Source organism: Erwinia sp. STN24 (assembly GCF_041320675.1).
Classification (GTDB): Bacteria; Pseudomonadota; Gammaproteobacteria; order Enterobacterales; family Enterobacteriaceae; genus Erwinia; species Erwinia aeris.
Genome location: NZ_JBGGPM010000011.1, coordinates 1 through 23,801 on the forward strand (window position 1 = coordinate 1; position 23,801 = coordinate 23,801).

At 54.1% G+C, this 23,801-nt stretch carries 37 protein-coding genes; 1 reads left to right on the top strand and 36 read right to left on the bottom strand.

The features are described from left to right. The 7 genes from ACA373_RS21370 to mobA form a co-directional block, all read right to left on the bottom strand. A partial coding sequence (locus ACA373_RS21370; protein ID WP_370735047.1) for a DUF5710 domain-containing protein occupies positions 1-1,743 on the bottom strand: 1,743 nt, incomplete at its 3' end. A gap of 26 nt (positions 1,744-1,769) precedes the next feature. After that, positions 1,770-2,030: an IcmT/TraK family protein gene (gene icmT, locus ACA373_RS21375; protein WP_370735048.1), complete on the bottom strand. Its 261-nt coding sequence runs from the start codon at positions 2,028-2,030 to the stop codon at positions 1,770-1,772. Next, a complete protein-coding gene (gene traJ / locus ACA373_RS21380) occupies positions 2,008-3,198 on the bottom strand; it encodes a plasmid transfer ATPase TraJ (RefSeq protein ID WP_370735049.1) in 1,191 nt (396 codons plus the stop codon). Before traJ ends, icmT begins: the two co-directional genes overlap by 23 nt. 4 nt (positions 3,199-3,202) lie before the next feature. Further along, positions 3,203-3,985 (bottom strand): type IV secretory system conjugative DNA transfer family protein, encoded by a 783-nt coding sequence (locus ACA373_RS21385; RefSeq protein WP_370735050.1) that lies wholly within the window; start codon positions 3,983-3,985, stop codon positions 3,203-3,205. After that, positions 3,982-4,476 (bottom strand): DotD/TraH family lipoprotein, encoded by a 495-nt coding sequence (locus tag ACA373_RS21390; RefSeq protein WP_370735051.1) that lies wholly within the window; start codon positions 4,474-4,476, stop codon positions 3,982-3,984. Before ACA373_RS21390 ends, ACA373_RS21385 begins: the two co-directional genes overlap by 4 nt. Before the next feature lie 13 nt (positions 4,477-4,489). Beyond that, the gene (traI, locus tag ACA373_RS21395; protein ID WP_370735052.1) at positions 4,490-6,466 is read right to left on the bottom strand and encodes a TraI/MobA(P) family conjugative relaxase; all 1,977 of its coding nucleotides are present in this window, start codon (positions 6,464-6,466) and stop codon (positions 4,490-4,492) included. Continuing rightward, positions 6,456-6,776: a plasmid mobilization protein MobA gene (gene mobA, locus ACA373_RS21400; protein WP_370735053.1), complete on the bottom strand. Its 321-nt coding sequence runs from the start codon at positions 6,774-6,776 to the stop codon at positions 6,456-6,458. The genes traI and mobA overlap by 11 nt, the downstream gene beginning before the upstream one ends. A gap of 210 nt (positions 6,777-6,986) precedes the next feature. Between mobA and ACA373_RS21405 the strand changes: the two genes are divergently transcribed. Beyond that, positions 6,987-7,346 carry a hypothetical protein gene (locus ACA373_RS21405; RefSeq protein ID WP_370735054.1) on the top strand — a complete coding sequence of 120 codons (360 nt, stop codon included), beginning with the start codon at positions 6,987-6,989 and terminating at the stop codon, positions 7,344-7,346. Positions 7,347-7,702: 356 nt separating this feature from the next. On the opposite strand, the gene ACA373_RS21410 is transcribed toward ACA373_RS21405, so the two are convergent. From ACA373_RS21410 to ACA373_RS21550, 29 genes are all read right to left on the bottom strand, one after another. Next, positions 7,703-8,227 carry a hypothetical protein gene (locus tag ACA373_RS21410; RefSeq protein WP_370735055.1) on the bottom strand — a complete coding sequence of 175 codons (525 nt, stop codon included), beginning with the start codon at positions 8,225-8,227 and terminating at the stop codon, positions 7,703-7,705. 146 nt (positions 8,228-8,373) lie between these two features. Beyond that, positions 8,374-8,727, bottom strand: a complete 354-nt coding sequence (locus ACA373_RS21415; protein ID WP_370735056.1) for a hypothetical protein — start codon at positions 8,725-8,727, stop codon at positions 8,374-8,376. Positions 8,728-9,148: 421 nt separating this feature from the next. Beyond that, the gene (locus ACA373_RS21420; protein WP_370735057.1) at positions 9,149-9,403 is read right to left on the bottom strand and encodes a hypothetical protein; all 255 of its coding nucleotides are present in this window, start codon (positions 9,401-9,403) and stop codon (positions 9,149-9,151) included. 102 nt (positions 9,404-9,505) lie between these two features. After that, complete coding sequence (locus tag ACA373_RS21425) at positions 9,506-9,811, bottom strand: hypothetical protein (protein ID WP_370735058.1); 306 nt, start codon at positions 9,809-9,811, stop codon at positions 9,506-9,508. A gap of 55 nt (positions 9,812-9,866) precedes the next feature. Further along, positions 9,867-10,157: a hypothetical protein gene (locus ACA373_RS21430; protein ID WP_370735059.1), complete on the bottom strand. Its 291-nt coding sequence runs from the start codon at positions 10,155-10,157 to the stop codon at positions 9,867-9,869. Between the two features lie 165 nt (positions 10,158-10,322). Next, positions 10,323-10,592 carry a hypothetical protein gene (locus tag ACA373_RS21435; protein ID WP_370735060.1) on the bottom strand — a complete coding sequence of 90 codons (270 nt, stop codon included), beginning with the start codon at positions 10,590-10,592 and terminating at the stop codon, positions 10,323-10,325. 59 nt (positions 10,593-10,651) lie between these two features. After that, positions 10,652-11,095, bottom strand: coding sequence for an antirestriction protein (locus tag ACA373_RS21440; RefSeq protein WP_370735061.1), 444 nt, complete (start codon positions 11,093-11,095; stop codon positions 10,652-10,654). A 147-nt stretch (positions 11,096-11,242) separates the two neighbouring features. Then, positions 11,243-11,455 (bottom strand): hypothetical protein, encoded by a 213-nt coding sequence (locus ACA373_RS21445; protein WP_370735062.1) that lies wholly within the window; start codon positions 11,453-11,455, stop codon positions 11,243-11,245. A 439-nt stretch (positions 11,456-11,894) separates the two neighbouring features. Beyond that, positions 11,895-12,128, bottom strand: a complete 234-nt coding sequence (locus ACA373_RS21450) for an Hha/YmoA family nucleoid-associated regulatory protein (RefSeq protein WP_370735063.1) — start codon at positions 12,126-12,128, stop codon at positions 11,895-11,897. Further along, positions 12,125-12,460 (bottom strand): hypothetical protein, encoded by a 336-nt coding sequence (locus tag ACA373_RS21455; protein WP_370735064.1) that lies wholly within the window; start codon positions 12,458-12,460, stop codon positions 12,125-12,127. The genes ACA373_RS21450 and ACA373_RS21455 overlap by 4 nt, the downstream gene beginning before the upstream one ends. Positions 12,461-12,511: 51 nt before the next feature. Next, complete coding sequence (locus tag ACA373_RS21460) at positions 12,512-13,024, bottom strand: antirestriction protein ArdA (RefSeq protein WP_370735065.1); 513 nt, start codon at positions 13,022-13,024, stop codon at positions 12,512-12,514. Between the two features lie 529 nt (positions 13,025-13,553). Then, a complete protein-coding gene (locus tag ACA373_RS21465; protein WP_370735066.1) occupies positions 13,554-14,609 on the bottom strand; it encodes a DGQHR domain-containing protein in 1,056 nt (351 codons plus the stop codon). Between the two features lie 84 nt (positions 14,610-14,693). Continuing rightward, positions 14,694-15,233: a DnaJ domain-containing protein gene (locus tag ACA373_RS21470; RefSeq protein WP_370735067.1), complete on the bottom strand. Its 540-nt coding sequence runs from the start codon at positions 15,231-15,233 to the stop codon at positions 14,694-14,696. A gap of 111 nt (positions 15,234-15,344) precedes the next feature. Continuing rightward, positions 15,345-15,653, bottom strand: a complete 309-nt coding sequence (locus ACA373_RS21475; protein WP_370735068.1) for a hypothetical protein — start codon at positions 15,651-15,653, stop codon at positions 15,345-15,347. A 64-nt stretch (positions 15,654-15,717) separates the two neighbouring features. Further along, a complete protein-coding gene (locus ACA373_RS21480; protein ID WP_370735069.1) occupies positions 15,718-15,987 on the bottom strand; it encodes a hypothetical protein in 270 nt (89 codons plus the stop codon). A gap of 59 nt (positions 15,988-16,046) precedes the next feature. After that, complete coding sequence (locus ACA373_RS21485) at positions 16,047-16,484, bottom strand: hypothetical protein (RefSeq protein WP_370735070.1); 438 nt, start codon at positions 16,482-16,484, stop codon at positions 16,047-16,049. A 147-nt stretch (positions 16,485-16,631) separates the two neighbouring features. Continuing rightward, positions 16,632-17,018, bottom strand: coding sequence for a hypothetical protein (locus tag ACA373_RS21490; RefSeq protein ID WP_370735071.1), 387 nt, complete (start codon positions 17,016-17,018; stop codon positions 16,632-16,634). Positions 17,019-17,028: 10 nt separating this feature from the next. Then, complete coding sequence (locus ACA373_RS21495; RefSeq protein ID WP_370735072.1) at positions 17,029-17,523, bottom strand: helix-turn-helix domain-containing protein; 495 nt, start codon at positions 17,521-17,523, stop codon at positions 17,029-17,031. After that, complete coding sequence (locus ACA373_RS21500) at positions 17,507-17,761, bottom strand: sugar ABC transporter substrate-binding protein (RefSeq protein WP_370735073.1); 255 nt, start codon at positions 17,759-17,761, stop codon at positions 17,507-17,509. The genes ACA373_RS21495 and ACA373_RS21500 overlap by 17 nt, the downstream gene beginning before the upstream one ends. After that, complete coding sequence (locus ACA373_RS21505; RefSeq protein WP_370735074.1) at positions 17,748-18,347, bottom strand: hypothetical protein; 600 nt, start codon at positions 18,345-18,347, stop codon at positions 17,748-17,750. Before ACA373_RS21505 ends, ACA373_RS21500 begins: the two co-directional genes overlap by 14 nt. Before the next feature lie 168 nt (positions 18,348-18,515). Further along, a complete protein-coding gene (locus ACA373_RS21510) occupies positions 18,516-19,007 on the bottom strand; it encodes a hypothetical protein (RefSeq protein ID WP_370735075.1) in 492 nt (163 codons plus the stop codon). Positions 19,008-19,019: 12 nt separating this feature from the next. Further along, positions 19,020-19,472 (bottom strand): plasmid partitioning/stability family protein, encoded by a 453-nt coding sequence (locus tag ACA373_RS21515; RefSeq protein ID WP_370735076.1) that lies wholly within the window; start codon positions 19,470-19,472, stop codon positions 19,020-19,022. Then, complete coding sequence (gene parM, locus ACA373_RS21520) at positions 19,465-20,439, bottom strand: plasmid segregation protein ParM domain-containing protein (protein ID WP_370735077.1); 975 nt, start codon at positions 20,437-20,439, stop codon at positions 19,465-19,467. Before parM ends, ACA373_RS21515 begins: the two co-directional genes overlap by 8 nt. 277 nt (positions 20,440-20,716) lie before the next feature. Then, the gene (locus tag ACA373_RS21525; protein ID WP_370735078.1) at positions 20,717-21,460 is read right to left on the bottom strand and encodes a tyrosine-type recombinase/integrase; all 744 of its coding nucleotides are present in this window, start codon (positions 21,458-21,460) and stop codon (positions 20,717-20,719) included. Between the two features lie 74 nt (positions 21,461-21,534). Further along, positions 21,535-21,756: a hypothetical protein gene (locus ACA373_RS21530; RefSeq protein ID WP_370735079.1), complete on the bottom strand. Its 222-nt coding sequence runs from the start codon at positions 21,754-21,756 to the stop codon at positions 21,535-21,537. A gap of 14 nt (positions 21,757-21,770) precedes the next feature. Further along, positions 21,771-22,256, bottom strand: coding sequence for a hypothetical protein (locus tag ACA373_RS21535; protein WP_370735080.1), 486 nt, complete (start codon positions 22,254-22,256; stop codon positions 21,771-21,773). 22 nt (positions 22,257-22,278) lie between these two features. Further along, complete coding sequence (locus tag ACA373_RS21540; RefSeq protein WP_370735081.1) at positions 22,279-22,833, bottom strand: restriction endonuclease; 555 nt, start codon at positions 22,831-22,833, stop codon at positions 22,279-22,281. Beyond that, positions 22,826-23,056 (bottom strand): helix-turn-helix domain-containing protein, encoded by a 231-nt coding sequence (locus ACA373_RS21545; protein WP_370735082.1) that lies wholly within the window; start codon positions 23,054-23,056, stop codon positions 22,826-22,828. Before ACA373_RS21545 ends, ACA373_RS21540 begins: the two co-directional genes overlap by 8 nt. Before the next feature lie 32 nt (positions 23,057-23,088). Next, complete coding sequence (locus ACA373_RS21550) at positions 23,089-23,748, bottom strand: hypothetical protein (RefSeq protein WP_370735083.1); 660 nt, start codon at positions 23,746-23,748, stop codon at positions 23,089-23,091. Positions 23,749-23,801: the final 53 nt, after the last annotated feature.

Here is a 23,801-nt window from a genome sequence, read left to right on the forward strand (position 1 = left end):
CGCATAGGCTTCCATCGAAGCGTTAATGTCGTCCGGATCGTTGTCCCATTGTGCAAAATTATTTGCATAAGCTGATGCGGTAGTGCTCTCTGCCGGTGCTGCAGGCGCTGTGGCCGGCGCGTCGTCCGCCAGGCTCACGGGGGCCGTGCTGGCGCTCTCTGCCGGCGCTGCAGGCGCTGCGGCCGGCGCGTCGTCCTCCAGGCTTACAGGGGCCGTGCTGGCGCTCTCTGCCGGCGCTGCAGGCGCTGCGCCCGGCGCGTCGTCCTCCAGGCTCACGGGGGCAGCGCTGGCGCTCTCTGCCGGCGCTGCAGGCGCTGCGGCCGGCGCTTCGTCCTCCAGGCTCACGGGGGCAGCGCTGGCGCTCTCTGCCGGCGTTGCAGGCGCTGCGGCCGGCGCGTCGTCCTCCAGGCTCACGGGGGCCGTGCTGGCGCTCTCTGCCGGCGTTGCAGGTGCTGCAGCCGGCGCGTCGTCTTCCAGGCTCACGGGGGCAGCGCTGGCGCTCTCTGCAGGGACTGCGGCCATTTCATCAGTAGCTTTTTTACGGGACTGATCTTGTAACTCTTGGTCTGCCATATTTTCCATCCTCGTTATGTTTTCAATTGCCGTTTCAACCTGCCAGTTAACGGCGTTCAGCCCTTCCTCAACGTGCAAATCGTTAAAATCGGTCAGTCCCACGCGCGGCTCGCGAAAGGTCGGGAGCACAACGTGGCCGCCGGTCAGTTCTGCGGCTTCATTCGCATAGTTCAGTCCGGCGTTCTCGTCTTTGTAGATGTCGTTATCCGCAAGGAAAAAATGCTGACTGTTGGGGTACTGTTCATTGAGGTGGCGGGCAACTTCTACCATGTTCCCCGCGTTTACGGTCATGACGACCGGGCGGCCTGTTGCTTCGCTGATGCTTTCTGCAGTGGCATAGCCTTCCGCGTAAAGAATGTTTTCCCCGTCGCGCAGCTGGCCGCCCGCAACGAAAAACGACCCCCATGCCTGGCCGTCTTTTTCCAGGTGTTTTGATCCGTCAGGCCAGATACGCTCCAGGGTGCGGAATTCACCGTCAGAGTTTTGCAGGGGGATGACGACATTGCCGTGCCGATCGGTTTTAACGCCATTCGCCGCATTAATCTGCTTGGTCTGATGATAAACTTCACCACCGGTTGCATCCGGCAGAGCGTTAAACGTCTCCATCAGTCGGCCAGCCGTCTTATCGAATTTATCCGCTCGTACCGTAGCCCGCTGTTCCCGTCGTGCAGCGGCATCAGCCCGCAGTATCGCCATTTGTTCGGGGTCAGGTGCGGTGCCCTTCGATACCCACTTCTGCATCTCGCCGCCGTTTTTGTAATCCCTGTACCACCCTGCAGGTCGGCCATCGAGAAATGCGGCATAGACGCCCTTTTTAGAGCCGGGCTTGCCGTCCTCGGTATCCACGTAATGCTTCTCGCCGTCGAATTCCACGGGGTCTTTCAAAATGGCGCCGCGCTCTTCAAGCCAGGCCGCAAACTCATTTTCAACGGCACTGATGTCCAGGGGCTTTTCCGCTTCAACTTTACTAGGATCGTAAATCCAGGGTTCAAGCCGGGTCAGGTTTGCACCTGGCTTGGCGTACCAGACTTTAGCCTCTCGATCGAGTTCCAGCGCGTTCTCGCCGTTACTCAGCTTGCCGGCTGCTTTAATGGCACGCATACGGTCTTCATAGGGAATGGCAAGTCGCGTCCGTTCGGTGGCGATTTCAGGTTTATCGTTATTGCTCATCGTTTACTCCTGACGGTAGGTAAGTTTCAGCGTTGATTACGGCGATACCACCAGGGACGGCCACGGATAAGTTTTCCCCGCAGCACCCTCAGCAGCTTCTGGTAAAGCACCTTCACCGTGTACCCGAAATAGCCGAGCACGGCATAAAACCCCACGATGAAAGTACAGAAATAGAGCGTGTCCATTGAAGGGAATGGAAACCACAGCAGATAAATAAACAACGACATGACGGGAATGATGCCCAACATCAGCGGCTTGGAGACGTTACGCCATTGATTCTTGCGCATAGGTGCCCTCTTTCAGCTTCAGGAAGTCCAGGTAGCCCGCAACTTCGATCATTTGTTCCTCATCAACAATGCCCTCCTGATAAAGACGGAAGGCATTCAGAATGAGTGAACGGTTCTGGGACAACAGCAGCTGATCGATGGTTTTGCCCCACTGCGTGTACGGTATGGCAAGAAGATGGCTGCGCAGCTGCGTGTCAAAAATCACGTACTCGCGCACGGCAACACGTTTTCCATCGGTAGATCGCAGCAGGCGCTGCACGATGATGTAACGCAGGACTTTCAGCGTGTCATAAGCGATGGATTCTCGGGCATCAAAAGGAAACATCAGCACCGCACGCTGGATAGCATCGCCACAGGTATCAACGTGCATCGTGCCCTTACAGAAGTGGCCGGTTTTACCTGCGATCAGCGCAGCCTCATAGGCGCGGATCTCCAGAAGCTCACCAATATCGATATTTTTCGGCGAGCGGCGCAGCGCTGAATAGGCAATAAAATCGGCATAAGTGGCAAAGTCACGCCCCAGCTCGGACTGAGCAGGTTCCGGGGCAATCCAGTCAGGCCCGCCCAGAATCAGCTCAATTGGATCTTCACCGGTGATAACCTTGCGATCAGGGAAGGTTTCACCGCTGTGCTGGTTTATGCTCGCCATAAGCGTTGATTTTCCCGAGCCCGTTTCACCACAGACGAAAGCCAGGCCGGATGCGGGAAAAAGTGAACGAAGCAACACGTCAGGCAGATCCATTGTATGAAGTTTGGGGATATGGTTTTTGAGCACGCGCAGAGTCAGTGACATAACGGCTTCCGCTTCATAAACTGTGGCCTGCGTGAAGTTGGCGCGAAAGCGCGCGCGCTCGTTACGCTCCAGACCCAGCGTGCCGGCAATGTCGCCGGTCAGCTGAAGGGACGTGTTGACAATCTTCGCCATTTTCAGGCTGGTCTTGACGTCCGGGTTAAACACCTGGTCTATCACGGACTCCAGCTCCAGCTTATCGACAGCATAAGTGGTCATCGGGATCTGCCGGCCGTAGCGCTCAATGAAAATACGTCCGCCGCCCTGCATCAGCACGTCTGATACGTCATTTTTTAACGTCCAGACCAGAAACCGCCTTAATGTGTCAGCGGTCAGGTGATTACCAAAATCAAAGGAAAGGTTGTTTTCCATGTTCATTTCCTTACTTGATGGTCGGTGACCAGTTGCGCTTGTTGACGTCAAACTCAGCCTGTTTCTTCATGCGTTTAACCTTGTCACCCAGCAGCAGACGGTTTTTGTCGCCGGTTACGGTTTGCTGCTGCTGTGAAATCACAGGCGCTTTAACCATGTCCTGCTGCAGCAGCGTTGAGTAGCGCAGCATCCCGGTGTAATCGCGGGTCAGGCGGTTAAAGTTAGACACAAAGATTTCATCTGCTTTAAGGCGGCCATCTTTCCAGCCGTCTTTGATGGCACGCTGCCAGATGTCACGCTGCTTGCTGTCCTTCGGCATGGCGGCCGGTTCAGGCAGCTCAATGCGGTTTGCCAGCAGTCCGGTCAGCAGGTAGCTCTTCCACGTCGGGGGATTACTCACAAAACGCGCCGGCACAACGATGTCATACGCGCGGTTCGCCGTCCGAATCTGTTCGTTGGTGATGTGCGCAACGTCCTTCGCTTCAACGATCACCGGCGGCAGATAGCCGTCCGGGCTGATGAGCGGCTGAAAGGAATACATGTAATCAAGATTACTGCGCTGTTTCTCAAGCGCGGCTCGCAGCTCCGTGGCACGTTCAGCTTTACCGCCGCGAAAGCCGATTGTGTGCGCTGCTTCGTTCAGCATTGAACTACCAATGTCAGAGGCGCTTTCCGGGTTAGAAGGAGGATCAAGATAGTAATTAATGTCTTTAGGTGCTTCCGTTTCATCTGCCAGAACGCTCTGAATCGGGCTTAGCGTCAGCATGACCAGAAACAGGGTTTTCATTTTCATTTGCGATTACCCCGCAAGAAGGATTTACGTTTTTCAGGCGTTAGGTAAATCAGCTGCAGCTCGCCGGCGCGCTGGATGACGTTGGCCCGGTAATCAGTCTGCTGACGGATCAGCGCAAGCAGTCCCTCAAAGGTGGCGCTGCCTACGTCAATATTCACAGGGAGAGGAAGTTTGACGCCCTGACTGGTAAAGCGAAGGCCGCGCTGTTTTGCCATCTGCGCCAGCAGTTCATAGGCATCGCCCTGCCAGTTAACGCGAATGTTCTGACTGTTGGCATTGATAACGGTGGGAATGCGGAAGGATGTGCGGTTGATAGCGCTGGCCTGGTAAAGTTCATTCTGGGCCAGCGTGATTTTAATGGCCTCTTCGCGAATCTGATCGTTAACCAGTTTTTCTGCGCTTTGCTGTTTTTCTTTAGCTGCATTTCCGGCACAGCCAGAAATAGCAATGACAGAAACGGCCACGAGGGCCGTTTTCAGATTGACTTTCATGTTGACTCCGTTTTTATCGCGGTTTGAATTGACCGTTAGTTCGGTTTTTCATTTCCATTTCATTTTTACTATCATTTCGCTCACGACGCAATCTCTCTTGCTCTGCGCGTGCATATTCTGCCTGCGCCGCCTGAGTGAACATGATGCCTGAAGCAACAGGGTGCTGATGATTTACAGCTGCATCTGCGATGCGTTTAATCCCAGCCTCTTTAAATTCCCCGCTGCCGTCAAAACGGATTTGATGAGCTTTTCCGGCAAGGGAAAGAGCCACGGCTAGATCGGTATCCCTGCTGTCGCAGCCGGCAGCACTTTCAGTAAGAATGATATGGCCGCGATCGGCCACCACGGGCAAGCCGTCACGATGGAATACAACGGTACCGTCTTTAAGCAGGCGGGGTTTAACGTTGTGCTTTTCTGACGCCATTACAGGAACGTCATCGCGATCGTGGCTGGTCACGCCGTTGTACATACGGTTAAAACCGATGTCAGCAACGAGCTTAGATTTATACGATTCTTTGCGGCGCGCTGAATAGGCAAAGCCGCGCATCTGGCTCAGTGCAGCCTTATCCCCTTTCAGCGCCTCCTGCTCAACCCATTCGCGATAGGTCAGTGCGCGATGGGCGGCCTTAAAGCCGTCACGCTTATCACGGTTTTCAAGACGCATAGCGGCAATGGCCTGCTGCTTTTTAAATTCAGCAAGGTTATAGGCAAGACGTCGCATATGCGGATCGGCAATACTTTGACGAATGTTGCTTTTAACTAGGCGGGTATGCGCATTGATCATGCGGAACTGTTCCGCCATGAACTCACGGTCAACCTGATAGCGGGGAAGATTACTGCGATAAGCTTTATAGCGACCCTTAAGTAGAAGACGTTGTTCGGCACGTTCGGCACGACGCTGGGCACGTTTGACGGCGTCACGACGATAGCCGCCAGGCTGATATGTAGTGCCATTCAATGCAACCGGCGCCGGGGCCAATGCAGAAGGAACGTATTTACCCAGACGTTCCTCAATATCTTTCAGCGTGTACTGCGCCTTATTAAGCACCAGACTGGCTTTAACAGCACTAACCTGCAGACCTGTCTGATGCGTTACGACAAAGCCCCGATGCTCAATCGAGCGTTGGAAGCGAAGACCAAGCTGATTAAAGGTGTTATGAACGTCCTGCCAGCTTTTAGCTTCGCGCAGGCCGCTGGATATGTGCAGCAGATTCTGACGGGAACCTTCCTGGTCTTTATCACCCACGATGAAGCGATAAAGCGTTTCAGTACCGTCTTTATTTTCCATCTTGTGAACGGCATCTTTGGAACGCCAGTTACCGCGCTCTTTTCGGCTATTAGGATTGCGGACAATTTGCTGACGATCGTTCACCACATACGCACCGGCTGTGTGTGACCAACCGTGTTTCATCTCAAGAACACGGCACGCCTGATGAAGCGTATCTTTAGTAAAGCTGGAAGATGCGGCCTTGTATGTTTCGGGGTGAACGCGGTTAACGGCAACGTGAACGTGCAGATTATCCGTGTCGCGATGGATGGCGGAAACATACTGATTATCCTGCATACCCATAGACCCCAGCGTAAACTTAACGCTGTCGAAAACGGCGTTGTCGTCCGGTTTTTCATGCTCCGGCCAGGACAGAACGTAGTGCATTACCGGGTCTTTGGCACGATGGTTCTGAAGTGACACAGCATTCATTTCAGCTGCGGCCCCTTCAAGAGAAAAGGTGTTGTACTGGCAGGTAACGTCACCAACTTTAACGCGGTTAACGCCGGGGGCCACTTCAACCGGTTCGGATGTGGCCGTTTCGCGGCGGGTAAGGTAATTATTAAGTCCGTCAAATGTACCAGGCGCGGCGGCAGAAACCGTCTCATTCGTTGGCTGAACGGTATCAGTCAATGAATCAGACGGCTTGTCTGTCATGTAGGAGATAAGCTGCTTAAAGCTTGACTCTTTATCTCGCCTTCCCTCAATGATCTTAGGAATCATTACCCTGTATTTCCTTGTGAACTAAAACTGCGGCTTTTCGTACTTCTTGCAGTATGTCTGCAAACTCTTTGCTGTACTGACCGTTGCTCTCATTAAAGAGGTGTTTTTGAAGAGCAGTTATCTTGATCAAAGCGGCTAGAGAATTGTAATGCCCCTTAGACTGAAGGCGCTTTCCTAGCCCAGATTTGATAAGATATTCACTAAGACTGTGCCCTGATTCCTGAGCCTTTTCGGTAAGTTGCGCCTTCACTTCGGCGGTGCATCTTATCTGAATTCGCTCATCTGTTTTTCGGGATTCGCTACGGCTCATTTTCCAGTGTCTCTTCAGGCAGTTCAGTTCAGGCAGCTTCAGCTGTGGGTGTCGGGTGAAACCTGACCAAGACGTTTTTGGATGGCCGCCGCGTGTCGGCGGTACTCCAAAAACACATCTTGTCCCGTATTTAAAACCTACAACCGAAGTATACCATTGAGCGTGCCTTCAGGCCAGTTGTGCGGTTTGAAAAGCCCGGCTGATGAGGCTATGATGACTTTTTTAAGTGGTGGAGTGAGAAATATGAGCCAGAAATCAGCAAAAACGTACAACAGTAGTGATGTGGAAAAGGTTAAAAATGTTCTGGCTCAGCTGCCGGATGTTACGCATGAACGCCAGCGTAAACAGGACGTACTGGAAAGCCTTAAGGCTGACATTATTCTGCTTACAACGGAAAAAGGCTACACGCTTGAGGAAGTGCTTGGTAAGCTCCACGCGGCAGGAATGGATGACGTGACTATCAGGGATCTGAAAGCACTGAATGAAGGTAAAAAGCCAAAAAAACAACGTACGCCTGGTCGAAGCAAAAGTAATGAAAATACGGCTCCCGTAAACGTTCAGGCCCAGTAAAGTTGCTCCCGCCGTTCGGCGGGCCGGGTATAGCTTATTGTCGTAGCCGAATGTTAACTATAGCGACGCTTTACACCTTAAAATTAACAGGGTAAAGAGTCGGGGAAAGGCCATAAAAAAGGGCGTCATTCGACGCCCTTCGGCTTATTTTACTCCATCGAGTATCCCATAAAGAACTCAAGCCAGAAGACAAAGAAACGCCACTCATCCCCCTTCATGCCTGGCACACAGCGCCGCTGCCCCTTTGCAAGATCCTCGGCAAGATGTACAATAGAAACTGACATAGACAAACCTCACATTTTGTTTTGTCAATCCGCCGGATTGTGTCCGCAATCCGGCACCCTTTTTAACCGATTTCAATGACGCTCCTCCACCTCCTTAATATCTGTGATTAAACAGTTATCGTCCGCAAAAGCCTGCCCTACCTTAAAGGCGGCATCATAAGCACTCTGGGCTTTAACGCAGGTTTCACATTCGATGTTTTCCCCTGAAATGTTGACGCTGGTAAAGCACACATAAAAGTTTTTTGCCGTATTTCGATACTGATTACGCCAGCCGTCAATCCGGCCAAGTACCTCTTCTGAGACAGCCGACCTGACTCGCTGAATTTCGTAGTCATCATTTATAATCAACCGCGTATCGTTAATCATCATGTCAATGACCACTGACTGATCCCTCTTGCAAAGCGAGGCAACCTTACTGCCTGATGCTTTCAGTTTTTCGGTAAGATGATTAACCAGTTCGTATGGCTCAACGCCAACGGCTTGTGCGCTGACAATATCAAGTTGTTCCGGGTAAAGGCTTGTCTGTCCCTCAAAGTGCTCGCAGATAAGTTCTGCGACGACCAGCGCATAAATGTCAGCAGGGTATTGGTTAGCCATGTATTTTTCTCCTTGCGCCAGCGACGGCGTTTAAGTGTATTTGTGTGCTGGAAACGTGAAACTATTATACGTCATATGACCTACTTTTATCAAGTTATTGTTACCTTTATCGCCCCGATCTAGGGGCGTTAAAATGTTAAAATTTGTCACCAGTCCCACATAAAAAGCTGATCTAACTGGTCACCGCAAGCCTCAAAATTTATCCACTGATAGCCACAGTCAGCTACCCGTTTCAGATTGAAAATGGTGCGTGTACTGATGCCCAGATTTGCAAGATCCGTTGCCCAGCTGCATCGCCGGTCGAGGCAAAAAATCCAGCCGTATTTAGTGCTGAGAATCCAGTGCTCTCCGCGTTCGGTGTCGTTGCTCCAGCACAGGTCTGCAATAATGTGCTGATCTTCCTGGCTCACATGCGCCGTGCTGATCGTCGCCGTTCGCGGACTTTCATAAATAGAAAGCGTAGGGAGAATGTCGGTTGCGGCTTTTGCTGTGTCTGTCATAGCGCCTCTCCATTCTGAAAGGTCATAGAGCGAAATGTCACGATATAACCGGAGGGTTTTACGGGTATGTGCCTGTAGCCGGTAAGCCTGCGCGCCTTCTGCTTATCGACATTAATCACGCTTGTCTTTACCCTTTGGCCGCTTTTACTGCACATGCACGATCGCGGCGTAATGTCAGCGCGCTCGCTTTTCCGTGCCGCCGGTGTTAACCGGCGGTCTTTTTTGGGTGCTTTTACGGTCTGCCCTGGAGCATCACAGTTGCGTAGCGTTGATACGCGGATTCTAGCCTGTGCCGGGAAGTTATCCGGTCTGGTGCGGCCTTTCAGGGTGACTTCATTCAGGTTATTCATTCGCTGCCTTTCTCTGTCAGTAGCTCTGATGGCATTAGAAGTTTTGCAGGGGAGGAATCCCCCCCTGCTTATCAATAATGTCTGACGTTGTTTTTCAGCATTCGCTGAAAATCAGTTATGAAGTTCCGCGCAAATGTAAAATCACTGTGGATCAGTTGGCCGTTTCTTTTGTTACGCCATTCAACCTTAATTGCATCTTTGGTATGAAAAGTAACGGTAATTTCATGTGCCACGCCCATCGGTTGAGCCAGCGCCATAATGGCGTTAACTTTCTTCTGATCGGCTTCGGGAAGGTTGTGTGTTTCGGTTAATTTCATTTCCATCATAATTTCAATCCTGCGTTAATCGGAACGCTGCCGCTGAACGAATCTATTTCCGTTTCAGTGAGATAATAATACGTCTTATGACCTACTTTTGCAAGCGCTCTTTTACCCTATTCTGATTTCAATTACGCCCGACACGTCCCGCGATAATCCATTTTTAAGGCGTGAAAGAGTGCGAACCCTTCCCAGAATAACTGTCAGTTCCTGCGCGCCGTACAGCAGCGTTCTGGCTTCGTCCAGCGCTTCAAAACGTACCTGACCGCCGATCCCCTGGCTGGCCGCCCATTTCGCCGCTGCCTTATCCAGCAGTTCCGGCAGGGGAATGCCTGCGCGTGGCCGGTACACAACGCGCGGAAAGCGGTCAAGCTCATCACGCCGTGAAAGGGTGTCGATAGTGATCAGTGCGCCCATTGATGGCCTCCTGTTGTCCGTCTGAATGGCGCCCCTCCCGGAGCGCCTGCCTGAATTAGTGGGTCAGTACCTTGCGCGGCGCACGGTGACGCCACAGCAGATAGCCGGTATCAGCGGAACAGATCAGGCTGAACGCGGTCACGGCGTGAATAAAGGTGAATGTGCCGTGACCGGCCTCAGAAGCACCCGCCAGAACACAGGCCGATATAAAGCCCACGGCGGAGGTACACAGGAACTGGAAGTTAACCAGCTCGGTTTGCTGCTCTTTCAGGGCACGGCGGGGAAGGACAAACGCGGACACCGCGAAGGCGGCCAGTACGATGTAGAAAACAGTGTTAGCTGTCATAAGGGTTACTCCTGCGCAAAGCGGTGCGCTGCCGACGACACAACGATGTGCTGTGTCGATGGGATAATATTACGTCACATGACCTACTTTATCAAGCTTTTATCGTTACTCTTTAGCAAAATAATAAAGTATCATTTTGACACTTTATCTTTCTTTATATTCTCCTTATGCCGCGTTGTATCTTACCCGCACATCTTTGCAGGTAGGGTACTCAGCAATAACGTCGAGGCCCGTCACGTTATGCGCTATGCCGTTCATCTGCATCACGCTTTCCACGGCTTCAAACAGCCGCGCGGGGTCAGCCAGGGGGAACCAGAGATCGGCATCTGTACCCTGTAATTTTTCAATGCTGCAAAAGTGGAACCCACGGCCAAACGTTAAATTGCAGACTAGGATAATTACCTCGGCGCGTGTGCTCTTTTTAGCTTCTGTCATGGTGGTGTCTTCCTGTCGGTGAAGTGCGGAAAACAGCGCCCCTGCGGGCGCTGTGAATATCACTCCCAGGCGCGGAAAATCTGTCCGGCCTCGCCGTGCTGATCTGCAAAGGCGCGCAGCTTCTCCCACTGCACAATCAGATGACTGCACAGGTCGGTTTTGTCCTGTGCGTGTGCCTTCCATGCCATGCGGTTCAGGGCCATACTGGTGAGGAAAATGCCAAAGGCTTCTGCGCTCATTTCCCCGCTGTAGCCGTTGCTGCTGACGCGCACCTGATAGGTGTCTTCGCTGTCCGGGCACATGAAGCCCCCGCCGCATGACAGCGTGTGATAGCGCCAGTAGCCGCCTTTATAGTCGTCGCAGTAATAGCCAGCGAGGCCGTAAACCTGCTGTTCTCCCAGCAGGTAGGCACCGCGCCCGAAAAGCTGGGGCAGAAAGTCCAGGCGCTTTTCGTCTTCAACTTCAGTGGCAGTGATGGCGGGAATATTCAGATCGTAAGACATAGGTTTTACTCCTGTACCGGTTGCGGGGTACTGCCGCCGGAGCAACACAGCGCTGCTCCGATGAAATTATTATACGTCTTATGACCTACTTTAATCAATCTTTTTCGCTGCTAAGATGCAAAAAAACCGCCCTTCCGGGCGGTGTTATTAGTGGGCCGGATCGGCCTCATATATCTGCTGCCAGATGTCGAGGCCGTACAGCTCGGCGGCGAGTGAAATGCCCACGGTGACGCCTTTCATTTCCTCCGCGCTGTACGCATAAAAGGCGATCTGCTGCTCGTCTTCCGGGCTTTTCGCCACCACGATTTTATGCGTCGGGCGTTTGTCGGTGCTGGCGTTGCTTTTGTCTTTGTAGATCATGGGATACTCCTGCGTTAACCGGAACGCTGCCGGTCAGGGTGTCTTGCCCTGACGCAGAAATAATACGTCATATGACCTACTATAGCAAGTCTTTTGACCGACTGCGCAGGAATAAAAAGGGGCGCTTTCGCGCCCCTTCTCCGGTCAGTCTTTGTCTTTATTTTTCTTGCGGAGCACCGCGATTAGGCCGGTAACAGCCGTGATGACGGCGGCAACGGAGTTGAGGATAGCGGGGAGGTGGGTGAGGATGTCAGCGGAGGTCATAGAGCACCTGTAAAGTTAGGAGGGTTACTGTCTCTTTGTGAGCCAGTGCGATCATTGTACGTCTTATGACCTACTTACACAACCCCCCAAGCGACCGTTTGTCGCTTATTTTTTCGCCCCGCCGCCGCACTCACCTCCTTCCTTTCCCTGTTAAATTTCGCCCGCCTGCGGGCGCTTACCGGACATACTGCCAGACGTGAGGCGGTATCTTGTCCCAGAGCTTGCCCGATGCTATTTCCGCACGCCGGTGATCGGCGGCTGACTCAAAGGCGACCCGCTCACTCTCGCTGACCTGGCTGCGGTCGCGCATCGACTCGTAAACCCGTTCCAGGGTGTCCGCGTTCCGGCACCGGCGGAAACGTCGCAGGTAAAAGTCTTTCTGTTCCATGTACGTTTTGCTGTCGCTCATATCCTGCCGCCTCCGACGATTTCAACCTGAGCGGGCGTGAAATGTATTTTATGCCCTTTGTGGATCACATTGTCCGGCGCGTCTATTTCATCAGTGACGAAGCTGACAGCCTGTTTTCGGGTGCCGCACTCGCGTTCTGTAAACCAGAGCACTTTAGCCGCGGGCTTCTCTATCGGGTGAACCATCTGGCCATTCATCCGGCAGCCGGTCGCCGGTTCGTCCATGCTGATCTTAATCGCGCCGGGTTCGCGGAAGAAATAACGGGTCTGAGCCGCGTCCGCTGAGGCGATGCAGGCTGACAGGGTGAAGATGATTAAAAGACTGCGTTTCATGATTTTCCTGCGGTATGTCTGGCACTGCCGCCGGGGCGGCAGTGCGGTGGATCAGATACGGTTAAATACAAACCCGCCCTCAAATCTCATGCCGTTGAGCATCAGATCGCGTCCGTATGCCTCAAAGTCGAAGTATTCACGCAGCTGCGGCGCAAGCCCTTCCAGCGCGCCGTTATTCTCCAGCAGGTCGCGCGCGTAGTCTTCGGCGCTGGCGGCCTCGCAGACGTAAGCCGCTTCAAAGTCTGAATAGCCGCCGTCACCGCCTGCACGATACCAGGCCATAAGCGGTGCCAGTGTTCCCTCTTCTTCAGCCTGGCGGAAGGCGTCAATAAAGTGCCAGGTAATGCCCGTTTCCGCATAAAACTGTGACGGGATACCCTCGGCCTCGATAATCATCAGCTCGGCGTCGGGGCTGACGCCGTGCAGACTTGTACACGCCGTTTTGAATCGGGCCTCGCTGTCATATCTGGCCGGGTTCATCCAGGTGCCAAACGGGTTGCCGTTGTTGTAATCGCGGAAGGTCGTGACCAGCACCGCCGGGATCGTGATTTGGTTAAGTTCCATGCTGTTGCTCCTGCGCAAAATCCGGTGCGCTGCCGGGGCTGACTTTGTGCCAGACCGTGAAACCATATTACGTCATATGACCTACTTAATCAACAACTTTAGCTACTATCTTTATGATTAATAATGAGTTTAAAGACCTTCCTCCCCCTGTTTAATCTGACTGCCGCCTGCGGCAGTCGCCTTTGACGTTGACGTTCAGCCATCAGACTGTAGCCGTCAGGCCCGAAACCGCCTGCGGGTTCGGTGGAGCTTGCTGCCCGTCAGGGCGGCTTAGCGGAGTCAGGCTCGACGACTGCCGCAGGCAGGAGCCGAAGGGGGCCAGGGGTCGGGGTTAAGAGGGTAAATCCGGAAAGCAGGTGCGGTTACAGGACGCGTAAAACGCGCTGTACCGCATTCTGAAGCGATGAACGAATAAATTTGACAGGGGTAAGGGAATTTTGAAACTGAGCGCCTGAGAGCGTGCTGAGGCGTTATTTCTCTACTTCTTACGCTTGCCTGATGTATTCGGCCTTCCCTGGCCGCCTGCCGTCTAATACATCTGTCCGGCCCGCACGGCTTGAGTCAGCCGGGCAGCGGCCCGGCGCTGTGCGGCAATGTCAGCTTGAATCTTCAGCCCGGTTTCGGTACGCACCACGCAGCATCCTTCCCATGCGGCCAGCGCAAAAAAGCGCTCTTTTGTTTCCTGGTCTGCCCCGTTCCCGGTCAGGGCTATCTGTGCGGCCACGTCGGACGGCGAAAGCGACTGCCGGAGCGTCTGCACCGCCAGGCCGAACGCATTGAGCATCACGCCGTAAAACTGTATGTATTCTTTGCGATATTCACCAATTCTGATGCCCTGCACCTCGGCCGCGCCCGTAAGTTGCAGCCAGCTGTCCCATATGGCGCCGATCTGGCCCTGGTCTAACCGCTCATCACCTGCGCTGATAAATCGCGCCGTGGCATCGCAAAGCGGTTTGAAGCTAACCAGGTGTTCGCTGCCGGCCGGCACGGTGTTATGTTCAAAATCCGTGATCGCGGCCAGCGCCGGGCTGTCGCCAATCATCGCCTTTACGGTGCGCGCGAGTTCGTCGCGGGTGTCGTAGGCCATGCTGATCGCCGCGCTGGGCTTTGTGGCGGTGTTGTTGATGTCAGAAAAAAACTGCTGACGCTGTTTTAAGCCGACGTTCTGAAACAGCATCAGGCCAATCTGATTGCCGACGTCCACGCTGCTACAGTACTGAATGATGGCGTTGCTGCGGTGCTGGCCGTCGAACAGCGCGATTACGGCATCCATTGGCAGCTCCGCCCGGCCTACGCCCCTGACGTCTGACTCAACAAATCTGATCGGGCTGTCACAGTTGCCAATCAGCGGCGGCAGAATATATGGCTGCCCGCTTTGCATCGCGTCGGTGAGATAGCGGCCGATTTTGCGCACGCGTGACGGGTTCAGCTCGCGCTGTGACCGGTCCAGGACATGGCCGCTGTTGTCCAGCACAAGGAGGCGGCGCAGCGCGCGGAACGGCACGCTGAGCAGCATGAAAGGCTGTGATCCCTGCGTGCCGAGGACGCACGGGACGCTAAAAACAAAATCATCTGTCATTGTCATGGGGTTGCTCACTGTGGCAGAAAGAGGCGGGCGGCGTCATACCGGCCCGGAAGAAGGCGGCGGGTCGTGCCCGCCGCCGGATTTTTACGCGCCTGTCAGGGCTGCCGGCTGGCGTTTGCGGCCGCTGAGGCGACGGCGGCCGCCGGTGCTTTCGCGTCCCTGCGTGCCGTGCATGTCGCGGATCTCATCCATTGAATGGCTTTTACGGTTGCCGAGGCTGCGGTGCTCTTCCGGGCGGAAGTACCAGCAGACTTTTTTAGCGGCATAGCGGCAGCCCATTGCCTTCAGCGCCTCTTTGTTCGCTTTGGTTTCGCCGCTGATCCAGATCCAGTTGCCAATGATTTCCAGCTCCAGACCTTCCAGCGCGCGCAGCTTCTCCAGCACGCCGCCGAACTTCGCCGCGTAGTCATACGCGCCTTCGGTGTGGCTGTAGCCTTCGTTAATGCGGTCAGCATTGCGGTTAAGCCACTCATAGGCGGCGTTGACCAGCTTCATCATATCGTTGCCGGCCGGGTTGCGATCTGGGTGATATTTCAGGCACAGCTTTTTGTAAGCGTCCTTGATGGCTTCAATGGTGATGCTGCCGGACAGGTTGAAAACGTTGAGTGCTTCCTGAAGGGTCATAATATTTACTCCTGCACCAGATGCGGGGTGCTGCCGCCGACTCAGCAACGTGCTGTGTCGATGAGGTAATATTACGTCATATGACCTACTTTAACAAGCCTTTTTCAGTCTTCATCCGTCACTTTTTTCGCGCTCGCGCATCTGCCTGGCGATGAGCTGCAGCGCCTCACGGTGGTTCCGGCTGATGTGTTCGATTTCCGTGTAGGGGTGCCGCCTGTAGTGCCTGAGCACGCCGCAGCGGCCGGAATAGAGGGTGAAATAAAACTCATAGCGCTCTACGTCGTCGATGGTGGCCGCGATCATGCAGCTGCGTGCGGAAAGCTGCTGGCGGTAGATTTCCCGGAAGCCGGGAAGTCGCTGCAGATGGAACAGGGTGAACGTGATGGCCCATTCCGTGCGGATCTGGGTGGTGATTTTCATGGCGGAACTCCTGCACCAGACGGGTGCTGCGTCCGGCCCGCAGGCCGGGAAGCGCGTCAGCGCTTCAGGATAAATAAATAATTTTTGCCAGTTTCACGCCGGCGTGAAGCCACAAAACAAAGGTCACGGCCAGAAAAGGCAGAAACCAGGCATTCCGGTAATTATCTCTGTCTTTCATTGCCATAAGGCTCAGCGCAGCTAAGCAGACGAACAGGGATACACACATCATTGACCAGGCCTGTTGGCTGTCAGCCAGTTCAGGTGCGTAAAACTGGATCAGCAGCTGCGCGGTGAGATTGAGCACGCTTACTATCATGACGCTGATTAAAATCATGTAATTTCCTTTCCCTGTCAGGTCTGGCGGGGCGCTTTGGCCCCGCAGGTTAGCAGCAATCAGTCTGCAACGAAAAAGCCAATATTAGACATTTCCAACATAACGGGATGCCCGTTGCTAACGTAAATTTTATCGCTTTCCGGATCGCTGACACTGGCAGGATCGCCGATAACGTCAAAGTCACACAGGCTTTCAAGAAAAACGCAGGCAGCGAACTGGCCCCGATCACGTAGCCATCTGGCCGTATCGTTAAATTGCTCGCGGCTCAATGGTTTATCCGCCGGTACGGGCAGCACGCGAAAGCCAAAGCCGCACTCATAAACGGCAAACGGCAGACCGCCTTTGAGAAACAGCACGTCGCGGTAGTCTGAGGGTTCAGGATCGGGGATTTCTTCACAGTTTTTCAGAACATCAAGGCCGGGAAAACAGGTGAAATAGCCGTGGGTAAGGATGTAGCGGGAAACGTCCTGGAACTGGTCGTGAGTCAGTGTGTTCATGGTCATTCTCCTGCGCTGAAAGGAGCGCTGCCTGGCGGCATCAGTGCCGCGTCTTGATGTTTTAATTATACGTCATATGACCTACTTTTCAAGCCTGTTTTACACTTTTTTATCTGCCCGCCTGACTGTTAAGCCGTTTTATCCCTGTTATCTTTGGCGCAGGCGCAGTTTAAAAATGGACACCATTATGAGCATTAAGCCAGTTAAACAGAACAGCAGCGGCATGATTTCATCTATAAATGACACAACCTCAGCGCCTCCAATAGTCATGACTTGCGCAGGCTCGGTGTACAGATATATGCCCCGTGCCAGAGCAAAAACGCCCGCAAGCCCGATAAAGTAGGGCATCAACAGGTTTATCAGACGAAAGAACGCGATGCTTGATCTCGCCGTTTCAACTGACCCGGTCACCACAAAGGCGATTACCACGCACAGCGCGCCGACGGCCAGGTTTAACCAGGCAGGCTGATCCGCTGGCGCGCAAAAAAAGTAAAACACTATGAGCCAAAACGCTATGATAAAAGTCCGCATCATTGTTCCCCTGTTAATTTTTCGTCGTAACCGGGCGGTTTGTCAGCGTCAGGGCGGGATGTTCCCCCAAAAGCAGCAACATGAAATTATACTCCGCAGGCCGCAGCGTGCCGCGTTTGCTTGCCTGTTCCTTTGATTTCCAGGCCGAAAGCGTATAGCCGTAGCGATCGGCAGCTTCCTGCAGCTTCAGGCCCATAGCTTTGCGAACCCGTTTAACTTCGGCGGCGTCCGGCTCTTCATGGATCAGCCTCTCAGCGATGCCGGCAGCGTCTCTTTCAGGGGTGTATCCCTTCAGCCGGTACAGCGGGTGCATGTCCGCCATGAGCATCAACAGGTTATATTCACCGGCGTTCGTAGGATTTTCGCCCGCCTCGCGGTGCTGATAGTTACGCAGGTTTACGCCGACCACCTTCGCCAGCTCGGTCTGATTCAGCCCCATGCGTTCGCGCAGCGCTTTCAGCTGCTCGCCGGTCGGTTCTTCAGTAATCAGCTCATACATTGTGGTCATCCCAGAAGCCGGAGTTCAGAAAAATTTTAACCTGCCGCGTGGCCGGATAAGGCTGCTCTCGCAGCCCCGCTTTGTCCGGCGCAGTGAACTGCGTCTGCTCAACCACTTTGTTAACGCGCGCGTTCCAGCGTGCGGCAACAGCCCGGTAAGAGCCATCGGCCTCACGGAATACCTCAAAGGTAAATTTCCGCTGGCCGCTTACGCCTTCGGTGTAGTAAATCGAATCAGGATGTTTCATCTGTGTTCCTTCGCTGTGCCTGGCCGGCGATTGCCGCTATGCGTACCACGTCGTCCAGGGATAGATTCTCAAGAGTCATATCGTACTCACCGCCGCTGTGGCTGGATTCTGTCACTGCAAACCGGACGCCTGCAGGCGGGCTGTACTCAAACAGCTTCCGGCAGCCGGAACGTGAATAAACCGGGATGCAGAAGCGCAGCAGCAGGTTTTTAAGCCAGCCGTGACGCTCTTTTTTAGCCGACATTCTGGCACGGTACTCACGGGCTTTATCAAGGGTGACGTCCAGCTGAGGCAGTAACCGGCGGCGGATGTCGCCAGCGATCGACGCAGGCGAACGATCGGGCGCCACGGTGATAAGTGCCTGGCCGGCATAGTCATAGTAATCCCGGTCAAGTCCGGCACTCAGCCGGTAGCGGCCCTGTGAAACCATGCAATTTACCCAGAGGTGACGTTCGGCGCGGCTGCGCAGCCTGGCGCAACGATCGTGAGACATGATTTGATGATAATACCAGTCTGTGCCCAGCTCGCTGGCAACAGCCCGGATTTGTGCGATATGCGCGGTGTTCAGTTCTTCAAATTGCATCATTAACTCCTTCGCCAATGTCAGGGGCGCTGCCTTAGTTGGTTTATAATACGTCACATGACCAACTATTACACGTTTTTATTTCTGTTTTTTCGTATCCCGACGGCTGCGGCTCACTATCCTGCCGTAGCCGGCTGAACCGCATATTTATTCCCGCTTGTGGTCTTCCGGTTATCCGAAACGGATGTCCCAAAATCTCTTTAATGTTGCTTCGCTCATGACATTAAAACAGTGCTCACGCCCTGCATCGCTGTAACAAAGAAGAGAATAAGAAGTTTCATGATCAGGCTCGACCTGAACTGCCGCAGGATTGTTATAGCGCCGGATAACCATCTGCTTTTGCGCGGGAATTTCCTCACGAAGCGGCATTACCGGAAAAGTTCCATCGGTGGTTATGACGTTATAGGCGGCAAACGCACGGTCATAGCCAACCATCGTTAGCAACAGCCCGGTAAAACCTCCCTGCATTACCGGTAGCTGTTCCTTTTTCTGGTAGATCCCGACATTCTGCATATCCTTAAGTTCGCCCTGGCCGCTGTAGTATTGTTGAAGCGTGGACGAAAATGAAGCGTTAGCCCGCTTCGCCTCCGGCACCAGATATAACTGCGAATAGGCATACATTGTCAGCAGAACAGCGATTACGGCACCAACTAAGGATTTCATTTAACTACCTTATCAATCGTCATCACCAAACATGTTGCCGGCATTACGGCGCGCCTCGGCGAGGTGTCGCGCTTCCTGCGTCGGCTCGCTTGCTGCCGGCGGACTGTCAGCGGCAGGTGAACTGCCCCCCTCTGCAGGGGGCATGGCCTGAGCAGCGTTCAGGCGTGAAAACACGTCGCGCATAATGGCATCATCCGGGCCGAATGCTTCAGGAATGGCGCTGCGGATCACGCGCTGAATGTCCGTAAACGTAGTGTTTTCGTCAAACAGCTCGGCAATCATGAACGGCAGCTTTTTGTTGGCCTGCATCATGGCCGCGCCGGTCAGCAGCATGGCCCGCATAATGCGGCCGCGCTCCTTCAGCATTCCCTCATTGATAAAGTTCAGCACCACTCTGTCGCCGGCCTTTTCATCCGGATACAGCAGCACGGTTTTTTTTACGGCCTTGCTGTCTTCCTCATTCATGCGTATCGCCCTGTTTCCATGCCAGCATCCCCAGCACCAGGGAAAGCTGCGGGTTTTCATCAACATGGAAGCGTTCTTTTGGTACGCCGGTGATTTCAAGCACCTTTGGTGCCACAACCGGCGCCGGGCCGCCTACGCACAGCACATGCGAATAGCCTGAGAAACGTTCAACGGATTCGGCCACGCGGTTGATCAGCGTTTTTTCAGAGATCCTGATGGCTTCCAGAACTGCGCTGCGAAGCGTTTCATCCGGGAAAAACTTTTCCATGAACGCTTTATTTTTATGGTTCAGGTAAACCTTCTGCGCCTGCCAGGTAGAGAGCTTCTTATTGGCGGCCATCTTCGCACAAATGCTGTCAGTGATGAGTGCGCCGCCCACGTCTGGCAGGCAGTGGGTTTTGGTGATCCCGGTAAATCTGGCCTGAACGTGTGAGTTATCGGTGGAGGTGCCGCCGACATCCACGATCAGCAGGCTCTGTTCCTCTTCCATATCAGAGAGCAGGTTAAAGCCGGCCGGGATACTTTCTGATACCACGGATACGCTGCGGATGGTAAACGACTCGCCCTCATCAAGGTTCACGGCACGCATGACGTTCCGCTTTTTCTTCTCGATTTTGTCCTTATTGCGTTTGTTGTCTGCCGTCAGGTATTCGGACAGCGGCAGCGTTACCACAATATCAACCGGCTGCGGCGGAATGCCGGACTGATGCAGCGCGTGATGAATAGCCAGAGCGTTTACGGTGCTGTACTGGTAAAAGCTTTCCGTGGTGCGGATGGCGTCAGCGCTGCGCTCGTCGAACGAATATTTTTCGCCGTCGATCTCATAGTTCGCCATTTTGTCATCTTCACTAAAGCTCATTGTCCATTCGCGTTTGAAGCTGGTTGGCGTGACGCTGGTTTTAATCTGGCCGTCTTCTCTCCAGGCCATTTTGATGTTGGTAGAGCCGTCGTCGATGCAGATAAGCATGGGTAAACCTCACATTTTAAAGAGTCCGTTTAATTCAACCTGAGCCTGTAAAGATGCTTTATATACTACATAAATCGCACCTACAGACCGCATAAGGAATAATACCAATATTTTTCAGGTGTGCAAGGGGTTATTGTGTATCTTAAAGAGGCTTTAATGATGCTTTATATCACACATATATAGCTTATAAGAATGATAAGAACCCGGCATAGCCGTCTGCACTGACACTATACGTGCGACATAAAGATGACATAAGAAGAACGTAAGGCGGAAATGGTTAGTCGGGACGGTCAATTTCCGGCACGCTGAAACGCACGCCAAACTGGCGCCCGACGTCAAGTGCAAACACGCGGGTATAGCGTTCGGTGGATTCCAGGCGGGCGTGTCCGGCATAAGCCTGAACCACTTTTAGCGGAACGGCACACTGGATGAGGTGCATACAGAAGCTGTGGCGAAAAGTATGAGACGTGATCGGGCTGATGCTAAAAGTTACCATGTCACGTTCTGCACGCGCCACGGCGGCATTGATCCAGTTACGCGGCGTGGTATCGCTTTTGAGCGGCCAGATAAGCTGCTGACGGGTAACACGGAACGTTGCCAGATATTCCCGCAGCTTGCGCACATACTGAGGATCGGTCAACGGAACGGCCCGCTTAACCGACTCATCCTTGCCCGGCCGGCCTTTGCCGCGCTGGCGCTGCTTCAGGGTCTTGAGCACCACAAACGGGCGGTTGCCATCGAGCATGAAGCTGGCGGGCGTCAGCGCAAGCGCCTCATTGATACGCGCGCCCGTATTCCAAAGGGTATCGATCAGCAGCTGCTGATGCAGGTCGGGCAGGTAACGCAGAAGAGTGGCAATTTCCGGCGCCAACAGGTAGCTCGGCACGTCAAGACCGGCCTGCAGCGCCATTGCACGTAGCGACAGTGCGTCTTCATAGCTGAAGTAGGCATAAGCCGGCACTGGCTCGGAACTGACGACGCTGTGTGAATTCTGGGAAATATTCAGGGGGTAGCTATTCAATTTTTCAAAATCCGGCACCGGTTTTTATAACCATTTAAATCAAATATCAACAGGGTGAATGAAATCCTGTTATATCAGTGAGTACGTTCTTTCAGCTTATCAACGAAATCCACCGCCTCTTTCAGCGGCACATCAAGCGACGGCCGCGAACCGCCCGGCTCGGTTTGCCGTATCTTACGGCGAAGCGTGGCCGGCAGCAGCTCGCCGTCAAGCTCGCCGCCGGTGCGCAGGGCGTGTAACACCTCTCCGGTTTTCATGCCCAGCATGTTCGCAAACAGATCCAGGGAAATGCGCATCGTGTCCTCTCTTACTACAGTAATCGGTAGGAAAAACCTGCTCTACCGGACTTATTATAAATCTGCTGGCCCGACTGTCCCTCATTTTCGGCATAGACCATCAGGCGGCGGCCCTTAGTCAGCGTGCTGAATTTACGCGCGCGATCGCTGTCGGTGTAGCGCACGGGCAGGCAGCTGCCCTTGTTTCCCTGTTCGCTTTCTACCTTGTACACGCGCACCTGTACCGCGTCTGCCCGTTCAGTTTCCGCACTGGCGCCCTGCAGAATACCCTGCAGCTGCGCCATCGTGCTCCCGTCCTGGGCGGCAAACTCCCGCTCTGACAGGTACTTGCCTGAAGGCGTGAGCCGGAATTCCTGCCAGTCGGTAATGCGATATATTTCGCCGGTGTTGGCACGTCCGGAGACATTGCAGAAGCGGCTGTAATCGCTGTCCTGTCCGGGCAGCATGGCGCAGCCGCTGAGCAGCATCAGCGGAAACAGGGTGCAGATCAGTTTTTTCATGGTGTCCTCATGTTCACTACAGTCAGTCAGGGATAACGCTGAAAGGCGCGTCAGTAGTTATCAGATCGAGCAGGCGCTGCCCGCTTATCAGCACAACGCGACCGTCGCTGCGAATGTGGCTGCGCGTGCCTTCCCGCGTTTTGCCGGTATGGCAGAAGAAGCCACGGCACTGGTGAGCATCGAGCAGCTGCTGAAAGTCACGCACATGGCCGATGGCAATATGGTCGCGATAGCGTTTTGCCTGGATGAACCAGACCTCATCGTTGATGATCACGCGCCCGTCAATGCCGCCGTCGCCGGTATAGCGAGCGTTGCGGATCACCTCGAAGCCACGGCGTTCAAAGGCTTCAAGCAGCAGCTCTTCAAAGGTAAACGGATCTATCTTGCGCAGGTAGCTGAACTTCTGGCCGAAATGCGGGATTTCCGTCAGCTTCTCCAGCACCCTGCGGGCCTGCGCCTGTCGTCTGGCGTGCCGCGAGCTGCGCCGGCGCCTTCCGGGCCAGTAAAGCAGCACAAGCCCGGCAAGCGCGAGCACAATAATAAGCAGGTAGCCGCTGCCTGCCGGCAGGTCAGTCATGATCACCCCCGTTCAGGATCTGCTGCAGCTGCGTCAGCACCTGCGCTTTGGTCATTTTCTTCAAGTCCGGCAGCATCGCCTTCAGGGTCAGCGTGGTCGTGGCGTATTCAACGGACTGCGGTACTGGCGCCGGCAGCCGGCCGGCCCGCTTCAGTTCCATGCGTTTATAGGTGGGAACGGACACGCCCAGAGCGTCAGCGGCTTGCTCCTGCGTAAATTCCATTCCGCGCCGCCACACTCGCAGCTCATAGGCCGTCATCGTGCTGAACTGCCTTCGCGCGCCAGCTCGTCAGTAAGCGCCTGCCGCGCTTCCGTCAGGCTGAGCACCCCGGTGCTCCGCAGGATGCTGCTGTCGTAAATTACCGGACGGAGCATGGCGTACTCTTCAACATCAACGCGGCCATCCCGAAGTGCATCGGTAACAAGCAGCCTGAGCATCCTGAGCCTGACGGGTGAAACATTCTCCGCCGCAATCAGCCCGTACCGCAGGGCTTCATAATTCAGCTCGCTGATTTCCCTGACCTCCTTACCCTGTGATCTGTCTTCTTCTTCCCTGGACGCCGCGAACTGCGAAATGTATTGCCGGTAATAGTGAAGAAAGGCAGCATCGTTCGCCCTGTCACGGGTCAGCACAGGCTGCGTCTCAGACCAGGCATCATACGTCTGTGCGTCACGGCCAGCCTGAATCTGTGCCTGACTGTGAAGCATCCAGGCACAGGTTGCCAGCGTGGAACGATCGACAGGCTTCTGCGCTTTTTCCTGCGCGATACTGTCCTCCGTCCAGAACCGGCACATTTCTGTAAATGAACTGAGCAGCATCGCATCAGGCAGATCGACCGGTCTTTCATTTGCCCCGGAAAGCGCCGGAAGCAGCAGCAGGGCCAGTGCCGACAATGGCGGAATTAAACGTGCCATAAATTACCTTATTCTGAAAGTATCATATTGATACTTTATGATACGCGCAAATG

Coding starts and splice junctions, on each gene's coding strand:
- ACA373_RS21485 (WP_370735070.1), bottom strand. CDS start 16,484: ATGAACACACTGACTCACGACCAGTTCCAGGACGTTTCCCGCTACATC.
- ACA373_RS21490 (WP_370735071.1), bottom strand. CDS start 17,018: ATGATGCGGACTTTTATCATAGCGTTTTGGCTCATAGTGTTTTACTTT.
- ACA373_RS21425 (WP_370735058.1), bottom strand. CDS start 9,811: ATGGGCGCACTGATCACTATCGACACCCTTTCACGGCGTGATGAGCTT.
- ACA373_RS21515 (WP_370735076.1), bottom strand. CDS start 19,472: ATGAATGAGGAAGACAGCAAGGCCGTAAAAAAAACCGTGCTGCTGTAT.
- ACA373_RS21430 (WP_370735059.1), bottom strand. CDS start 10,157: ATGACAGCTAACACTGTTTTCTACATCGTACTGGCCGCCTTCGCGGTG.
- parM (WP_370735077.1), bottom strand. CDS start 20,439: ATGCTTATCTGCATCGACGACGGCTCTACCAACATCAAAATGGCCTGG.
- mobA (WP_370735053.1), bottom strand. CDS start 6,776: ATGAGCCGTAGCGAATCCCGAAAAACAGATGAGCGAATTCAGATAAGA.
- ACA373_RS21465 (WP_370735066.1), bottom strand. CDS start 14,609: ATGACAATGACAGATGATTTTGTTTTTAGCGTCCCGTGCGTCCTCGGC.
- ACA373_RS21410 (WP_370735055.1), bottom strand. CDS start 8,227: ATGGCTAACCAATACCCTGCTGACATTTATGCGCTGGTCGTCGCAGAA.
- ACA373_RS21440 (WP_370735061.1), bottom strand. CDS start 11,095: ATGTCTTACGATCTGAATATTCCCGCCATCACTGCCACTGAAGTTGAA.
- ACA373_RS21550 (WP_370735083.1), bottom strand. CDS start 23,748: ATGGCACGTTTAATTCCGCCATTGTCGGCACTGGCCCTGCTGCTGCTT.
- ACA373_RS21480 (WP_370735069.1), bottom strand. CDS start 15,987: ATGATTTTAATCAGCGTCATGATAGTAAGCGTGCTCAATCTCACCGCG.
- ACA373_RS21495 (WP_370735072.1), bottom strand. CDS start 17,523: ATGACCACAATGTATGAGCTGATTACTGAAGAACCGACCGGCGAGCAG.
- ACA373_RS21385 (WP_370735050.1), bottom strand. CDS start 3,985: ATGAAAATGAAAACCCTGTTTCTGGTCATGCTGACGCTAAGCCCGATT.
- ACA373_RS21415 (WP_370735056.1), bottom strand. CDS start 8,727: ATGACAGACACAGCAAAAGCCGCAACCGACATTCTCCCTACGCTTTCT.
- ACA373_RS21405 (WP_370735054.1), top strand. CDS start 6,987: ATGATGACTTTTTTAAGTGGTGGAGTGAGAAATATGAGCCAGAAATCA.
- ACA373_RS21545 (WP_370735082.1), bottom strand. CDS start 23,056: ATGGAATTTACGCAGGAGCAAGCCGCTGACGCTCTGGGCGTGTCCGTT.
- ACA373_RS21470 (WP_370735067.1), bottom strand. CDS start 15,233: ATGACCCTTCAGGAAGCACTCAACGTTTTCAACCTGTCCGGCAGCATC.
- ACA373_RS21510 (WP_370735075.1), bottom strand. CDS start 19,007: ATGAAATCCTTAGTTGGTGCCGTAATCGCTGTTCTGCTGACAATGTAT.
- ACA373_RS21435 (WP_370735060.1), bottom strand. CDS start 10,592: ATGACAGAAGCTAAAAAGAGCACACGCGCCGAGGTAATTATCCTAGTC.
- ACA373_RS21420 (WP_370735057.1), bottom strand. CDS start 9,403: ATGATGGAAATGAAATTAACCGAAACACACAACCTTCCCGAAGCCGAT.
- ACA373_RS21390 (WP_370735051.1), bottom strand. CDS start 4,476: ATGAAAGTCAATCTGAAAACGGCCCTCGTGGCCGTTTCTGTCATTGCT.
- ACA373_RS21500 (WP_370735073.1), bottom strand. CDS start 17,761: ATGAAACATCCTGATTCGATTTACTACACCGAAGGCGTAAGCGGCCAG.
- traI (WP_370735052.1), bottom strand. CDS start 6,466: ATGATTCCTAAGATCATTGAGGGAAGGCGAGATAAAGAGTCAAGCTTT.
- icmT (WP_370735048.1), bottom strand. CDS start 2,030: ATGCGCAAGAATCAATGGCGTAACGTCTCCAAGCCGCTGATGTTGGGC.
- ACA373_RS21475 (WP_370735068.1), bottom strand. CDS start 15,653: ATGAAAATCACCACCCAGATCCGCACGGAATGGGCCATCACGTTCACC.
- ACA373_RS21505 (WP_370735074.1), bottom strand. CDS start 18,347: ATGATGCAATTTGAAGAACTGAACACCGCGCATATCGCACAAATCCGG.
- ACA373_RS21535 (WP_370735080.1), bottom strand. CDS start 22,256: ATGAAAAAACTGATCTGCACCCTGTTTCCGCTGATGCTGCTCAGCGGC.
- ACA373_RS21455 (WP_370735064.1), bottom strand. CDS start 12,460: ATGAAACGCAGTCTTTTAATCATCTTCACCCTGTCAGCCTGCATCGCC.
- ACA373_RS21530 (WP_370735079.1), bottom strand. CDS start 21,756: ATGCGCATTTCCCTGGATCTGTTTGCGAACATGCTGGGCATGAAAACC.
- ACA373_RS21450 (WP_370735063.1), bottom strand. CDS start 12,128: ATGAGCGACAGCAAAACGTACATGGAACAGAAAGACTTTTACCTGCGA.
- ACA373_RS21540 (WP_370735081.1), bottom strand. CDS start 22,833: ATGACTGACCTGCCGGCAGGCAGCGGCTACCTGCTTATTATTGTGCTC.
- traJ (WP_370735049.1), bottom strand. CDS start 3,198: ATGAACATGGAAAACAACCTTTCCTTTGATTTTGGTAATCACCTGACC.
- ACA373_RS21460 (WP_370735065.1), bottom strand. CDS start 13,024: ATGGAACTTAACCAAATCACGATCCCGGCGGTGCTGGTCACGACCTTC.
- ACA373_RS21445 (WP_370735062.1), bottom strand. CDS start 11,455: ATGATCTACAAAGACAAAAGCAACGCCAGCACCGACAAACGCCCGACG.